This window comes from Streptomyces asiaticus (assembly GCF_018138715.1).
Lineage (GTDB): Bacteria > Actinomycetota > Actinomycetes > Streptomycetales > Streptomycetaceae > Streptomyces > Streptomyces asiaticus.
Window position 1 is genome coordinate 607,257 of the sequence record NZ_JAGSHX010000006.1, and the last position, 15,159, is coordinate 622,415.

At 73.4% G+C, this 15,159-nt stretch carries 10 protein-coding genes; 8 read left to right on the forward strand and 2 right to left on the reverse strand.

The window, feature by feature from the left end; genetic code table 11:
• Nucleotides 1–376: 376 nt before the first annotated feature.
• The 5 genes from KHP12_RS09860 (at nt 377) to KHP12_RS09880 (ending at nt 5,515) form a co-directional block, all read left to right on the forward strand.
• Nucleotides 377–1,231: a universal stress protein gene (locus tag KHP12_RS09860; RefSeq protein WP_086882270.1), complete on the forward strand. Its 855-nt coding sequence runs from the start codon at nt 377–379 to the stop codon at nt 1,229–1,231.
• A 128-nt stretch (nt 1,232–1,359) separates the two neighbouring features.
• Nucleotides 1,360–2,427 (forward strand): alcohol dehydrogenase catalytic domain-containing protein, encoded by a 1,068-nt coding sequence (locus KHP12_RS09865; RefSeq protein WP_037952545.1) that lies wholly within the window; start codon nt 1,360–1,362, stop codon nt 2,425–2,427.
• An 18-nt stretch (nt 2,428–2,445) separates the two neighbouring features.
• Nucleotides 2,446–3,297, forward strand: a complete 852-nt coding sequence (locus KHP12_RS09870) for a universal stress protein (RefSeq protein WP_210610306.1) — start codon at nt 2,446–2,448, stop codon at nt 3,295–3,297.
• 129 nt (nt 3,298–3,426) lie between these two features.
• Nucleotides 3,427–4,785, forward strand: coding sequence for a nicotinate phosphoribosyltransferase (locus KHP12_RS09875; protein WP_210610304.1), 1,359 nt, complete (start codon nt 3,427–3,429; stop codon nt 4,783–4,785).
• Nucleotides 4,786–4,849: 64 nt separating this feature from the next.
• The gene (locus KHP12_RS09880; protein ID WP_086886453.1) at nt 4,850–5,515 is read left to right on the forward strand and encodes a CBS domain-containing protein; all 666 of its coding nucleotides are present in this window, start codon (nt 4,850–4,852) and stop codon (nt 5,513–5,515) included.
• A 423-nt stretch (nt 5,516–5,938) separates the two neighbouring features.
• Here KHP12_RS09880 and KHP12_RS09885 read toward each other — a convergent pair whose 3' ends face one another.
• Nucleotides 5,939–6,520 (reverse strand): Rv1733c family protein, encoded by a 582-nt coding sequence (locus KHP12_RS09885; protein WP_086886450.1) that lies wholly within the window; start codon nt 6,518–6,520, stop codon nt 5,939–5,941.
• Between the two features lie 147 nt (nt 6,521–6,667).
• Between KHP12_RS09885 and KHP12_RS09890 the strand changes: the two genes are divergently transcribed.
• Together KHP12_RS09890 and KHP12_RS09895 are read left to right on the forward strand one after the other, a co-directional pair.
• Complete coding sequence (locus KHP12_RS09890) at nt 6,668–7,372, forward strand: response regulator (protein WP_107471949.1); 705 nt, start codon at nt 6,668–6,670, stop codon at nt 7,370–7,372.
• A 65-nt stretch (nt 7,373–7,437) separates the two neighbouring features.
• Nucleotides 7,438–8,442 carry an Acg family FMN-binding oxidoreductase gene (locus KHP12_RS09895; protein WP_211832570.1) on the forward strand — a complete coding sequence of 335 codons (1,005 nt, stop codon included), beginning with the start codon at nt 7,438–7,440 and terminating at the stop codon, nt 8,440–8,442.
• Nucleotides 8,443–8,631: 189 nt separating this feature from the next.
• Here the strand turns inward: KHP12_RS09895 and KHP12_RS09900 are convergent, their stop codons facing one another.
• Nucleotides 8,632–10,344: a sensor histidine kinase gene (locus tag KHP12_RS09900; RefSeq protein ID WP_210610302.1), complete on the reverse strand. Its 1,713-nt coding sequence runs from the start codon at nt 10,342–10,344 to the stop codon at nt 8,632–8,634.
• Between the two features lie 192 nt (nt 10,345–10,536).
• Here KHP12_RS09900 and KHP12_RS09905 point away from each other — a divergent pair, with 192 nt between their 5' ends.
• Nucleotides 10,537–15,150, forward strand: coding sequence for a glycoside hydrolase family 2 TIM barrel-domain containing protein (locus KHP12_RS09905; protein WP_211832572.1), 4,614 nt, complete (start codon nt 10,537–10,539; stop codon nt 15,148–15,150).
• Nucleotides 15,151–15,159 lie beyond the last annotated feature (9 nt).

Consider the following 15,159-nt stretch of genomic DNA (forward strand, 5'->3'; position numbering starts at 1 on the left):
CCTCGGGTCGGCGGGGGCCGGTACCCCTTTCCGGAAAATGCTTGATCTGGCGCAACTAGTTCATCAAGCCAGGGCCGGGGCCGGGCGGCGGAAAGGGCCGTAAGACCTGGTCCCCGGGGCCTCCCCGGGACCGGTCGGCCCTGTCGGCCGGGGCCCGGTCATGGTCCGCTGGAGATGGCACCGGGGGCAACCGGCAGACGCGGAGAAGCGGACGTCCCACTACCGCGCACCGCGCAATCAGGGCCCGCGAGAAGTGGGCGCCCCCGGCGCCGCGCCTCGGGCCGGGCACCCTCCCCGCGAGCCCGCGCGGCGCGGCGGCCCGCACGCGCCGGGCCGAACCGAGGTGCCGAGTGGGCCTGCCGGGAAGGAGGCAGCGATGGCGCGCCCCGTCACCGTCGGACTGGACGGTTCCGACGAGAGTCTGGCCGCCGCCGGCTGGGCGGCCCATGAGGCCCGTTCGCGCGGAGCGCCCCTGCGGCTGGTGAACGCGTGGCCGGGGCCCGAGCAGACGGATCTGACCCCGGGCCGGGAGGCCGCCTGGCAGTACTGGTCCGAGCGCGCCCTGCGCTCGGCGCACGCCGAGCTGGACGCCGACCAGCCCGAGACGACGATCGTCACCACCCAGGTCTCCGGCCTGCCCGCGCCCGTGCTGCTGGCCGAGGCGGAGCGGGCCCAGTTGCTGGTGGTGGGGTCCCGCTCGATCGGCGTGGTCGCGGGTTTCTTCCTCGGCTCCGTCGGTCTGGAGCTCGCCGCGCGCTCCATGACCCCCGTGGTCCTGGTACGGGCGGACGGGCACGAGGAGCGGCACGGCGATGTGGTGGTCGGGGTGGAGCCGCGCGAGCCGTGCGACGACATCCTGGAGTTCGCCTTCGACGCCGCGGCCCGGCGCGACGGTGTGCTGCGGGCCGTCCACGCCAGCCGGGTCCCCGCCATCCGGGGCGACGCCCCCTGGGTGGTGGACGTGGGGCTGAGCGACGCGCGCAAGGAGGCCGAGCACGCGCTGGGCGAGGTGCTGGCGCCGTGGCGGGACAAGTTCTCCGAACTGCGGGTCTTCGAGGAGGTCGCGTCGGACAGCCCGGCCCGGCGGCTGGTGGCCGCGGCGGCGGGGACGGCGCTGATGGTCGTGGGCCGCGGTCCGCGCCGGGTGGGGTTCGGCCCCCGGCTGGGACCGGTCACTCAGGCCGTGGCGCACCACGCCGCCTGCCCGGTCGCGGTCGTGCCCCAGCGATGAGCGCCCACCCCCGCTCGTGACGAGGCGGCGTAAGCCGAAGGCAGCCCAAGGCAATCGGAGGACACCGGAGGAGAGGAAACCGTCGGAGGACACCGGAGGAGAGGAAACCGGAGGAAAGGGAAACGGCCATGAAAGCACTCGTCTTCCACGGGCCGGAGCGGTCCTCCTGGCAGGAGGTGCCCGACCCCGAACTCGTGGCCGCCACCGACGCGATCGTCCGGATCGACACCACGACCATCTGCGGCACCGATCTGCACATTCTCCGCGGCGAGGTGCCGGACATCGAACCCGGCCGGGTGCTCGGCCACGAGGGGGTCGGCGAGGTCGTCGAGACCGGTGCCGACGTCCGCGGGATCCGTCCCGGCGACCGGGTGCTGATCTCCTGCATCTCGGCCTGCGGCCACTGCCGCTTCTGCCGGGAGCGCGGCTACGGGCAGTGCCGTGACGGCGGGGGCTGGATCCTGGGCCGTACGGTCGACGGCACCCAGGCCGAGTATGTGCGGGTGCCCTTCGCCGATCTGTCCACGCATCCGCTGACGGGGTCGGTCGAGGGCCATGACGCCGTGCTGCTGGCGGATGTCTTCCCCACCGCGTACGAGGTGGGCGTGCTCAACGGCCGGGTGGGGCCGGGCGACACGGTCGTCGTGGTGGGTGCCGGTCCCGTCGGGCTGGCCTCCATCGCCACGGCGCAGTTCTTCTCCCCCGGCCGGATCATCGCCGTCGATCCGGACACGGCCCGGCTGGACGCCGCCAAGCGGGTCGGTGCCGACGCGGTGGCGGACTCCGCCGAGGACCCGGAGCGGCTGGTCGACGATCTCACCGAGGGGCTCGGCGCCGATGTGGTGATCGAGGCCGTGGGGAGCCCGCGGTCCTTCGAGACCTGCACCCGGATGGTGCGGCCGGGCGGCCGGATCGCCAACGTGGGGGTGCACTCCCAGCCCGCGACGCTGCATCTCGAAGAGCTGTGGATCAAGAACGTGACGATCACCACCGGGCTGGTCGACACCTACTCGACCCCCACCCTGCTCTCCCTGCTGTGCGCCGGGCGGCTGCCCACGTCCACGCTGATCACCCATCTGTTCCAGCTGGACCAGATGGAGGAGGCGTACGACGTCTTCGCCCGCGCCGCCGACACCGGCGCGATCAAGATCGCACTCGGCGAGGCCGCCCGTCCGCTGGTGGCCCGGGAGACATGAGTGGGGAGGCCGATGCGCATGGGAGCACCCATCACCGTCGGGGTCGACGGTTTCGCCGAGAGCCCGCCGGCCGCGCACTGGGCGGCGCGCGAGGCGCTGCTGCGCGATCTGCGGCTGCGTCTGATCCACGCCTGGAACCCGCCGTCGCCCCCGGCCCCGGCCCTCCCCCACGAGGACGACCAGAGCTACTGGTCGCAGCGGCTGCTGACCGACCTGGTGGGCGAGTTGCGCGACACCCACCCGGGGCTGCGGGTCTCGGCGGAACTGGCGCCGCGCGAAACCGTGCCCGCCCTGCTGGACGCGGCCCGGGACGCCGAGATGCTGGTGCTCGGCTCGAGCGGCCGCGACACCCCCGGCGGCTTCCTCCTCGGGTCGACCGGCCGCCAGATCCTCGCGCACGGGGTACATCCGGTGATCATGGTGCACGCCGACGACCAGCCGCTGACCGCCGATGTGGCCGTCGGGGTGTCCCTGCGGCAGCCGAACGAGGAGGCGCTGCGGTTCGCCTTCGACGCCGCCGCCCGGCGCGGCGGTGTGCTGCGCGCCGTGCACGCGGGCACGAGCGGGCCGGGGCACGGGGAGGCAGTGGGGCACGAGGAGGCAGCGGGGGATGAGGAGGAGCCGGGGGCGGAGGGCGCGCTGGAGGCGGCGCTGCGCCCCTGGCGGGAGCGATACCCCGGGGTGCCGGTGGCGGAGGCCCTCACCGCGGAGCGCCCGGCGCTCGGCGTGGTGCACACCGCGTCGGGCTCGGGGCTGCTCGTGCTGGGCCGCGACGAGACGGAGCCGGGCCCCGTTCCCCACCTCGGCTCGGTGATCCACGCGGCGGTGCACCACGCGCCGTGCCCGGTGGCGGTCGTCCCACGCGGCTGATGTCCGGAGGGAAGCGAGCGATGTCCGGAGGGAAGCGGCTGATGTCCGGAGGGAAGCGAGCGATGTCCGGAGGGAAGCGGGTGATGCCCGGAGGGAAGCGAGCGTTGTCCGGAGGGAGGCGAGAGTGACGTGTCGGAGGCGATGACCACCGACCTCTACGAGGTGACGATGGCCCTGTCGTATGTGCGCGAGGGCATGACGGCCCCCGCCACCTTCGACCTCTACGTCCGCGATCTGCCGCCCGAGCGGGGCTTCCTGGTCGCCGCGGGCCTGGAACCGGCGCTGGACTTCCTGTCCGGCCTCCGTGTGGAGCCCGAGGACGTGGCGGCGTTCGCCGCGGCGATGGGCCGTCCGTACGAGGACCTCGAACCGCTGCTGGGACTCGGCTTCGACGGCGAGGTGCGGGCGGTGCCCGAGGGGCGGATCGTCCTCGCCGGGGAGCCGCTGCTTGAGCTGACCGCGCCGCTGCCACAGGCCCAGCTGGTCGAGACGTATCTGCTGGGGCAGCTGAGCCACCAGACCACCATCGCCTCCAAGGCGGCCCGGTGCGTGGTGGCCGCGGAGGGGCGCCCGGTGGTGGACTTCTCGCTGCGCCGCACCCACGGCCCCTGGTCCGGGCTCCAGTCGGCGCGGCTGGGCGCGATGACCGGGTTCACGGCGACCAGCAATGTGGCGGCGGCCACGGCCTACGGGATCGAGGCCACCGGGACGATGGCGCACTCGTACATCGAGGCGTTCCCGGACGAGGGGACCGCGTTCCGCGCGTTCGCCCGTACCCACCCCGGCCCGGTCACCTTCCTGGTGGACACCTACGACACGGCGACCGGTGTGGCCACCGCGGCGCGGGTGCTGCGCGAGCTGGAGTCCGGGCCCCTCGGCGCGATCCGGCTGGACAGCGGTGACCTGGGCGAAGAGGCGGTGCGGGCCCGGAAGATCCTCGACGCGGCCGGTCTGCCGGAGGTGCGGATCGTGGCGAGTGGCGGGCTCGACGAGTACGCCATCGAGGAGCTGATCCACTCGGGCGCGCCGATCGATGTCTACGCCGTGGGTACCCGGATGGGCGTGTCAGCCGACGCCGCCTCCCTCGACACCGCGTACAAGCTGGTCGCCTATGACGGGCGGCCGGTGATGAAACTGTCCTCGGCCAAGGCCACGGCCCCGGGCAGCAAGCAGGTGTGGCGGCGCCCCGGCTTCGCCGATGTGATCGGCGAGCGCGACGAACTTCCGCCCCACGGCGGCACGCCGCTGCTGGAGACCGTGATGCGGGAGGGCGCACGGACCGCGGCCCCCGACACCCTCGACCGCGCCCGGCGGCGGTTCGACACCGATTTCGCGGGGCTGCCGCCGCACGCCCGGCGGATCCGCCGCCCGGCCCCGCCCCGGCCCGCCACCTCCGCCGGGCTGGCCCGGCTCGCGGGGCGGGTGCGCCGCCGGATCGAGGTCCGGCTGGCGGCCGGGGGCGAGGTGGGCGGAAGACAGGCAGCGTGACGAAGGCGGAAGACAGGCAGCCTGACGAAGACGGATGACAGGCAGCGTGACGAAGGAGGATGCCGTGCCCCGGAGTGCGCACATCGTGAGCGATGTGATGACCCATACCGTCGTCGCCGTCGGCCGCGAAGCGCCGTTCAAGGAGATCGTCAGAACGCTGGAGCAGTGGCGGGTGAGCGCCCTGCCGGTGCTGGAGGGCGAGGGCCGGGTCATCGGCGTGGTCTCCGAGGCGGATCTGCTGCCCAAGGAGGAGTTCCGCGACAGCGATCCCGCGCGGGTGACGCAGCTGCGCGACCTTCCCGGTGTCGCCAAGGCGGGCGCGGTGACGGCCGATGAGCTGATGACGTCCCCCGCCATCACCGTGCACGCGGGCGCCACGCTCGCCGAGGCCGCGCGGATCATGACCCACAAGCGGGTCAAGCGGCTCCCGGTGGTGGACGAGGAGGGGAGGCTCGAGGGCATCGTCAGCCGCGCCGACCTGCTGAAGGTGTTCCTGCGGCCGGACGACGACATCGAGGACGAGGTACGCCGCGAGGTGGTGACCCACCTCTTCCCGGCCCAGGGCGAAACCGTCCGGGTGAGCGTGAACGAGGGCGTGGTCACCCTGGCCGGACGGGTCAAGGAGGCCGTCCTCATCCCGGCGGCGGCCCGCCTCATCCGCGCGATCGAGGGCGTGGTCGACTTCGACAATCAGCTCACGGCCGCGCCCCATACGACCCAGCGGCGGTAGGCGCGCCGTCCGGCGGCCCCTAGCGGGCCCTAGCGGGCCATGTGGCTTAGGGCCCGGGCCCTGGGGGTGGCGGGCCCGCTCGATCAGCCGCCGCGGCCCGCTGACACGGCCGCTGACGGGCGGGACGCCCGAGGGCGCCGATCGGTTGTTGGGTGCGGGTTTCGTTTCGCGCCTTCGGCGCCATTGAGCAGCGGGGCAGGGGGCGGGGAGCGCGGGCCTCGCCGCCGGCCGCCGGGTCGGTGAGGGCAGGGGCGGTGGCGGCTTCCGTGCTCGGTGGCCGGAGCCCCTCCGGGCTGCGGGTCGGCGGGGTCTGCGGACCCCCTTCCGAAAAATGCTTGATCTGACGCAACTAATTCATCAAGCGATGGGGGCCCGCCGGGTCCGCCGGGGCGGGGTCCTGGGCGTCCGGGCACGGCCATCGTGTCAGCGGATGTGGCGGCTCCAGCGGGGGCCGACCTCGGCCCAGGCGCGGCCCCACTCCTGGGTGCGGGCGCGGTCCAGGCGCCAGCGCGCCACGCCGCGTCCGGCCAGCGACACCGCGCCCACGCCCGCCGCGGCGGAGGTCCCGGCGAGCACCGCGCGGGTGGCGATCTGCTCGGGGGTGGGCGGCCGCTGGACCAGGCGGCCCCGGCCGTCGGTCCAGATCTCGGTGGCGGTGCCCGCCTTGCTCCCCTCGTGGACCCGTGCCGTACCGGTGTGGACGGCGCCGTCCGGGCCGGTCCACCGGACGATCGCGCGCACCAGGCCGGTGGTGGAGCCGTCGGCGGCGGGCTGTGCGACGGGGGCGTCCTCCTTCAGCACTGCGGGCACCCGGTGCCGGTCCGCCCGCTCCTGCCGCAGTGACGCGTCCACGGCGGTGCCCGCGGCCACCCCGGCCGCCGGGCCGCCGACCGCCATCACCAGGCCGGTCACGAGCACGACCCACGCCTCGATCACGTCCGAGCGGCGTCTGAGCGGATTGCGCCGCCACCGCCACAACCGCCGCCCCCGCACTTGCGTGCCCATGCCGTGACCGTCGCACGCGCGGGGCGGGCGGGACGAGGGCCGGGCAGCCCCCTTGGGGGCCCGTTCGGCCCTGGTACCGCGCTGACCTGCTGCGCCACGATTCCCACCGGGGGCCGGGCGGACGGCGGACGAACGGTGCGAGAGCCCATGACGGAGACCGAAGCGACACGAGCGACACCGGCGACGCCCATCAGGGTGTTCGTCCTCGACGACCATGAGGTCGTCCGGCGCGGACTGCACGATCTGCTGGACGCCGAACCGGACATCGAGGTGGTCGGCGACGCCGGGACCGTGGACCACGCGATGGCCCGGGGCCCGGCGCTACGGCCCGACGTGGCCATCCTGGACGTCCGGCTGCCGGACGGGGACGGCATCACGGTCTGCCGTGAGCTGCGCTCCCGTATGCCGGGTCTGGCCTGTCTGATGCTGACGTCGTTCGACGACGACGATGCCCTGCTGGACGCGATCATGGCCGGGGCGGCGGGCTATGTGCTCAAGCAGATCAAGGGGTCGGACCTGGTCTCGGCGGTGCGCACCGTGGCGTCCGGCCAGTCGATGCTGGACCCGGCCACCACCGCCCGGCTGATGAGCACCCTGCGGGGCGACACCGCCCCGCAGGAGCCCCGGGACGAGGTGCTGGCCGGGCTGTCCCCGCGCGAGCGGGAGATCCTGGTGCTGATCGGCGACGGGCTCACCAACCGGCAGATCGGCAAGCGGCTCTTCCTGTCCGAGAAGACGGTCAAGAACCACATCTCCCGGCTGCTGGCCAAGCTGGGCGTGGAGCGCCGCATCCAGGCGGCGGTGCTGGCGACCCACTCGGCCCCGCGCCCCGACGACGGCCATCCGGGATGACACGGCTCCACCACCCTGATGGACGACCACCACCACTGACGGCGCACCGGCGAGGAGAGGACCCCATGCAGCCCGCAATGCTCGACGCGGCGATCCTGGAGAAGCTCATCTCCGCGGCCGTGGCCGCTCCCTCGATCCACAACACCCAGCCCTGGCGCTACCGGCTGAACCCCGACACCGTCACCCTGGAGGTCCGGGCCGCCCCCGAGCGGGCGCTGCGGTACGCCGATCCGATGGGCCGGGCGCTGAGCGTCTCCGCCGGGGCCGCCGTGTTCAATCTGCGGGTCGCCGTGGCCCACTTCGGCTGGGATCCGGTGGTCCGGCTGCTGCCGTCCCGGTCGCAGCCGGATCTGCTGGCCACGGTGCGCCTGGCCGCGTCGCCCACTGACCGTGCCGGGCGCCACGACGGCGGACACGACGACCTGTACGACGTGATCTGGCGGCGGCACAGCAGCCGCTCGCCCTATTCCGCGCGCCGGCTGCCCGCACGGGTGCTGTGCGACCTGACGGAGGCCGCGCGCGCGAACGGGGCCACGCTGTGGCTGGCGGACCCCGAGGAGACCGCATGGCTGCTGCGGCTGACCGCCGAGGCGGAGCGGCGCGTCTCCGGGGACCCGCGCCGGCTCGCCGAGAGCCGTACCTGGATCCGCGACACCGGGCCGTACGGAATCCCCTCGACCGCCCTCGGCCCACGGGACGCCACCGGACGGCTGCCGATGCGCGACTACCTCGGGCCGCGGCCCGACGGCCGCTGGGGCGGCGACCGGTCCGCCGCCGCCCCGTTCGAGTCCCACCCGACCATCGCCGTGCTGACCACGGACCAGGACCGGCGCACCGACTGGCTGCGGGCCGGGCAGGCGCTGGAACACGTCCTGCTGCTGGCGACCTCGCACGCGGTCCGGGCGTCCCTGCTGCACCAGGCGCTGGAGTGGTCCGATCTGCGGTGGTCGCTGGGCGGCGCCCACCCGGCGCCCGGCCATGTGCAGATGCTGATCCGGCTGGGTTACGGACCGGTGGGCCCGGCCACGCCGCGCAACGGGGCGGCCGAGGCCCTGGACGGCGGCCGCTGACGCGGCACAGGCCAGCACCTACAGCGGCGCCACGGTCGGCGCTTGTCGCCGCGCCACGGCCGACGCCGACCGCCGCGCCAGGGCAGGCATCCATCACCACGCCACGACCAGCGCCGACCGGCTACGCCGCGGGCCACCGCCAATCGCCGCGCCACGGGCCACCGCCGACCGCCGCCGCCCGGCCACCGCCTACCGCTCCGGCAGCGGTACCGACCACACCAGGCGGGTGCCGCCGCCCGGCGGCTCGCCGAGTTCCAGCTCACCGCCGAGCTTCTCGGCGCGCTCGGCCATGTTCCGCAGTCCGCTGCGACGGCCGCCCTCGGGGATGCCCACCCCGTCGTCCGTGACCGTGAGGGTCAGCCGCCCGGACGCCACGATCAGCGAGATCTCGGCGGCGGCGGCCTCCGCGTGCCGGGCGATGTTCGACAGCGCCTCGGCCAGCACGGCGACCATGTCGTCCGCGACCAAGCGCGGCACATCGGTGTCGACCAGGCCCTCGGTGCGCAGCGAGGGGGTGAAGCCGAGCGCGGGCACGGCCTCCTCGATGGTCTTGGCGGTACGGACCCGCAGCCCCTGGACCGCGGGGCCCGCCTCGTGCGAACGCAGCCCGAAGATCGTCGAGCGGATGATCTTGATGGTGTCGTCCAGGTCGTCCACCACCCGCAGCAGCCGCTCCGAGCCCTCCGGATGCTGGACGAACCGCAGCGTGGACTGGAGCGTCATTCCGGCGGCGAAGAGCCGCTGGATGGCCAGGTCGTGCAGATCGCGGGCGATCCGGTCGCGGTCCTCGAGCAGGGCGAGCTGCTCGGCGTCGCGCCGTCGCTCGGCCAGTTTCATCGCGATCGCCGCCTGGCCCGCGAAGCCCAGCAGGGTGTCGGTCTCGATCTGGGTGAAGACGGGGCTGTCCGCCACCCGGGCCAGCGCGAGCACCCCGCCCACCCCGTCCCGCGTCCGCATCGGCACCGCGACGGCCGGGCCGAGCCCCTCCCAGCGCTGCGGACCGACCGTGATCCGCGGGTCGTTCTGGACGTCGGTGCTGGTGACCGGCTCGGAGGCGGTGAAGGCCGCACCGCCGAAGGTGCCCCGGCGGGGCAGCACCAGACCGCGGTGGGCCTCGGCGTCGGTGCCCGCCGCCAGCGCGACCTGGAGCTCGTCGGTACCGGCCATCGGCAGCATCAGCACACCGAGGTCGGCGGAGAGGATCCGGCGGGCGTGCTCGACGATCAGCGCCAGGACCCTGGTCTCGTCCACTCCGGACAGCAGGCTGCGGGTGACCTCGGCGTTCGCCTCCAGCCAGCGCTGGCGGTGCTGGGCCTCCTCGTACAGCCGGGCGTTCTCGATGGCCACCCCGGCGGCCACGGCGAGGGTGGACAGCACCGTCTCGTCCTGGCCGTCGAACTCCTTACCGCCGCGCTTCTCGGTGAGGTAGAGGTTGCCGAAGACCTCGTCACGCACCCGGATGGGGACTCCGAGGAAGGAGTGCATCGGCGGGTGGTTCGGCGGAAAGCCGTAGGAGGCCGGGTGCTCCGAGAGCTCGGCCAGCCGCAGCGGCTGGGGGTGGCGGATCAGCTCGCCGAGCAGCCCGTGGCCCGACGGCAGCCGCCCGATCGCCTCGGCCCGCTCCTTGGCGACGCCCACCGGCAGGAACTCGGCCAGCCGCTCGTCCTCGCCGATCACGCCCAGCGCCCCGTATTCGGCGTCGACCAGCACCACCGCGGCCTCGACGATCCTCCGCAGCACATGCGACAGATCCAGCTCCCGGCCGACCGAGAGCACCGCTTCCAGCAGGCTGTGCACCCGGTCCTGGGTGCCACGCACCCCGTCGATGCGCACCTGGAGCTCTTCCAGCAGCTCGTCCAGCCGCAGCCGGGGCAGGTACTCCGTACTCCTCGTGCTCTCCATACCCACGGTGCCTCCGTCGGCCCCACCGTGCTCGGCACGGCATTCCGCACGGCCCTCACTCCTTTCACGGTAGCCGCGCCGGGCCGACGGTGAGTGCTGCGGGACATCTTGGCGGGAGGGGGTGCGTTGGCTAATGTGCGGGCCTGTTCGTTCTGGAGCGTTTCCACACCCCACAGAAGGGTGGACCACCAGATGCCCCGACGCCCCCGACGTCGCTTCCCCCTCCCCCGTTTCCCTTCGCTCTCCCGGTTTCCCCGGCTCGCCGCCGTCGCCCTGGCCCTCGCGCTCGCCGCCCCCACCGCCCCGGCGGCAGCGGCGGCCACCCCCGAGCCTCCCTCGGATGTCTACAAACTGCTGGAGGATCCCGAGGTCACCGCGGTCGGACAGGAGCCCGCCCACGCCCGGTTGACCCCGTACGCCGACACCGCCGAGGCCCTCGAAGGCGGCGCCAGGAGCCGCTGGACCGCCTCGCTCGACGGCACCTGGAAGCTCCATATGTCCGACCGCCCCGAGGAGGTGCCGAAGGACTTCTTCACCGAGGGCTACGACACCTCCAGGGGCGGCTGGCGCAGTGTGAGCGTGCCGCACACCTGGCAGACGGACGGCCTGGACCATCCGGTGTTCCGGAACATCCCCACCGAGATGTATCCGGACGACCCCCCGAAGGTCCCGCACGACGTCAATCCGACCGGTGCCTACGTCAAGACCTTCGAGCTGCCGAAGAGCTGGGAGAAGCGGCGGACGTTCCTCCGCTTCGAGGGCGTCACCAGCGGCTATCTGGTCTGGGTGAACGGCTCCTACGCGGGCTATGACCAGGGCGGTTACACCCCCGCCGAGTTCGACATCAGCGACCGGCTGCACCCGGGCCGCAACACCATCGCGGTGCAGGTCCACCGCTGGGGTTCGGGGTCGCATATGGAGGACTACGACCAGTGGCGGTTCTCGGGCATCTTCCGCTCGGTCGGGCTGTACTCCACCCCGGCCGAATATCTGCGGGACATCACCGTCAAGACCGATCTGGACGCCCGGTACCGCGACGCCCGGCTGACCGCCGAGGTCGATGTGGCCGCCAAGGGCCCGGAGCGCGCCGCGGACGACCGCAAGGCACTCGGCGACCGCAAGGTGCTCGGCACCCTCTACGACGAGCACGGACGCAAGGTGACAACGATGTCGGGGACGGTGGGCGGCGGCGGTGGCTCCACCACCCTCGCCGCCGATGTGGCCGACCCGGCCAAGTGGACCGATGAGACGCCCCACCTCTACACCCTCGTCGTCCGGCTCACCGGCGCCGACGGCTCGGTCACCCACACCACCGCCCAGCCCGTGGGGTTCCGCGAGACAGAGATCAAGGACAGACAGCTCCTCGTCAACGGGAAACGCATCCTCGTCAAGGGCGTCAACCGCTCCGAGACCGACCCCGACACCGGCCGCCACGCCACCCGTGAGCGCACCGCCTCCGACGTCTCGCTGATGAAGCAGCTCAACATCAACTCCGTGCGCACCTCGCACTACCCCTCGGATCCGTACCTCTACGAGCTGGCCGACGCGCGCGGTCTGTGGATCGACGACGAGGTGGACATCGAGACCCATCACCACGACGGCTGCCCGGACGACTGCCTGGCCGAACGGCCCGAGTGGCAGGCGGCGTTCATGGACCGCCTCACCGCGATGTACGAACGGGACAAGAACCATCCCAGCGTGCTGATGTGGGACACCGGCAACGAGGCCGGACTGGGCAAGGCCCACTACGCGATGGCCGACTTCCTCGACCGCGAGGACCCGGCCCGGCCGGTCTACCACCAGCCCAACGTCCCGGACGGCGACGCCCCGTTCGCCGATGTCTGGGGCCCGCGCTACCCCTCCCCCTCGGGCCTGGAGGAGAAGGCGAAGGCCACCACCAAGCCGATCATCATGGGTGAGTACGCCCACGCCATGGGCAACTCGCTCGGGAACTTCCGCGAGTTCTGGGATGTGGTGCGGAAGTACCCCCAGGTCCAGGGCGGCTACATCTGGGACTGGGCGGAGCAGAACATCACCCAGCCGCTGCTGACCACCCCCGACACCTCCGGCAACGACATCCTGTCGTACGTCTCCGGAAAGCCCGGCCTGGTGGCGGGACACCGGGGCAAGGCGCTGGAGCTGTCCGGTCTTGACGACTTCGTGGAGGTCTACCGCGATCCGAAGCTGGACGCGGTGTCGGACGCGCTCACCCTGGACGCCTGGGTGAAACCCGCCGGCTGGACCGGCTCCTTCGCCATGATCGCCAAGGGCGACCACAGCTATGCGCTGAAGATGCGCGACAAGGACACCCTGGAGTTCTCTGTCTACGGCGACGGGGACTGGCACACCGTGGCGGCCGATGTCCCCGCCGGCTGGTACGGCTCCTGGCATCGCGTCTCCGCCACCTTCGACGGCCGGACACTCCGGCTGCTCATCGACGGGAAGCAGACCGCGTCGGCCGACTGGACCGGCTCGGTCGGCTACTCCGCGCAGCCGGTGAACATCGGCCGCAACCCGGAGACCGACCAGGAGAACATCCGCACCCGGATGGCACACGGCACCGTCGACCAGGTCCGCGTCTACCACAAGGCGCTGAGCCCCGATCAGCTCGCCGCCGACCCCAGCGCGGACGCGGTGCTCGCGCTCGACTTCGACCGGCTCGACCGCAAGGGGGACTTCCTGTCCTACGGTGCCGGGACCGGCGGGGTCGACGGGGTGGTCTCCTCCGACCGCACCGTCCAGCCCGAGGCCCGCACCATGGCGGCCGTCCACGCCCCGATCCGGATCTCGGGCGAGGAGGCCCGCGCGGGCCGGATCGAAGTGCGCAACGAGCGGTCCTTCACCGGCACCGGCGACCTCCGGCTGCGCTGGCGCGTCACCGAGGGGGCCCGCACCCTGGCCCGGGGCAGCCGGAACCTCGACCTCGCCGCCGGTGAGCGGAGCACCCTCCAGCTGCCCAAGCCGCCTGCCAACCCTAGGGACGCCGACCGGCAGCTGACCGTGGAGGCGGTGCAGGCGGCGGACACGGCCTGGGCGAAGGCCGGACACCGGGTGGCGGTCGAGCAGTTCGACATCGGCGGCCACCAGCTCGCGGGCACGACGCCCGCGCGGGCACCGGGGAAGGTGCGGGCCACCACCTCCGGCGACCGCCTCACGGTCACCGGGGACGGCTTCAGTTACGGCTTCGACCGGGCCAGTGGCGAGCTCGTCTCCATGAAGTCCGGCGGCCGGGAGCTCCTCGGCTCCGGACCCGAGCTGGACGCCTGGCGCGCCCCGGTCAGCAATGAGATCGGCTCCGAAGAGGGGCCCTGGCGCGAGGCGGGCCTGGACCGGCTGCGCACGAAGCCGGGCAAGGTCACGGTGGACGAGCGGAACGGCGAGGTCGTCGTCACCGTGCCCTCCTCGGCCGCCGCGCCCGGCGTCAAGGACTCCTCGTTCGCCCAGACCCTGCGGTACACCGTCAGCGGCACCGGGGAGCTGCGCCTCGACCACCGGGTGGAGGCCCGGGGCGCGGCGCGCAAGGTGCCGTATCTGCCCCGTATCGGGCTCTCACTGCGCATACCCGACCGCTACGACCGGTTCAGCTGGTACGGGCGCGGGCCGCAGGAGAACTACAACGACCGTACGGACGGCGCCCCCGTGGGGGTCTACTCCACCGACGTGGACGAGCAGTTCGCCGGATACACCAAGCCGCAGGACTACGGGAACCACGAGGACGTCCGCTGGGCCTCGCTGTCCGACGGCAGCGGCGGACTCCTGGTGTCCGGGGACTTCTCGGCCGGGGTGACCCCCTACACCGGGATCGACCGCGCCGCCTACCCGTTCGCCCTCCGCGAGGACCCGGGAGGCAACACCCTGCACCTGGACCACGCGGTGAGCGGGGTGAGCGAGACGTTCCACACCGTGCTGCCCGAGTACCAGGTGCGGCCCGCCAAGGAGTACGCCTACACCCTGCGGCTGCGCCCGCTGACCGGCGCCGAGGCCCGCACCGGCACCCCGCGCGGCCCGGTGGTCTGCGCCCCCGAGGCGAAGCTCACCGCCGCCGACACCACGGTCCCGGCGGACGGCTCCACTTCGGCCGAGCTGACCGTCACCAACCCCTGCGACACCCCGCTGCGGGATGTCACGGCCGCCTTCGGCCTGGCCGAGGGGTGGACCGCCGAGCCCGGCACCCTCGACCTCGGCGACCTCGCGGCGGGCCGGACCGCGACCGTACGGACCACGATCAGCCGTGGTGAGGGCAGCCCGGACGGTCCGCGGCCCGCCGTGGCCGATGTCCGCGCGACCTCGGCCGGTGGCGCGCGGGTGAGCGGCTCGGCGTCGGCCGAGCTCGACGGCACACCTCCGCCGCCGCGCGGTGAGGCGGCGGTGTCCACGCTCGACTTCATCACCGCGGACAACGGCTGGGGCCCGGTCGAACGCGACCGCAGCAACGGCGAGTCCGCGCCGGGCGACGGCAAGACCCTCACCATCGACGGCACGGCCTACGAGCGCGGCCTCGGCACCCACGCCGACTCCACGGTCGAGGTCTTCCTGGGCGGCAACTGCTCGACGTTCACCGCGAAGACCGGCCTGGACGACGAGGTGGGGTCCGACGGCAGCGTCGTCTTCGAGGTCTACGCCGACGGCGAGCGGGTGTACCGGGGTGAGACGGTGCGCGGCTCGGACGCGGCCGTACCGGTGGAGGCCCGGGTCGAGGGCGCGCAGCGGCTACGGCTGCGGGTCACCGACGGCGGCGACGGCAACGCGCATGACCACGCGGACTGGGGAGCGGCCACGGTGCACTGCGGAGGTGGCTCCGCATGACATGACGGC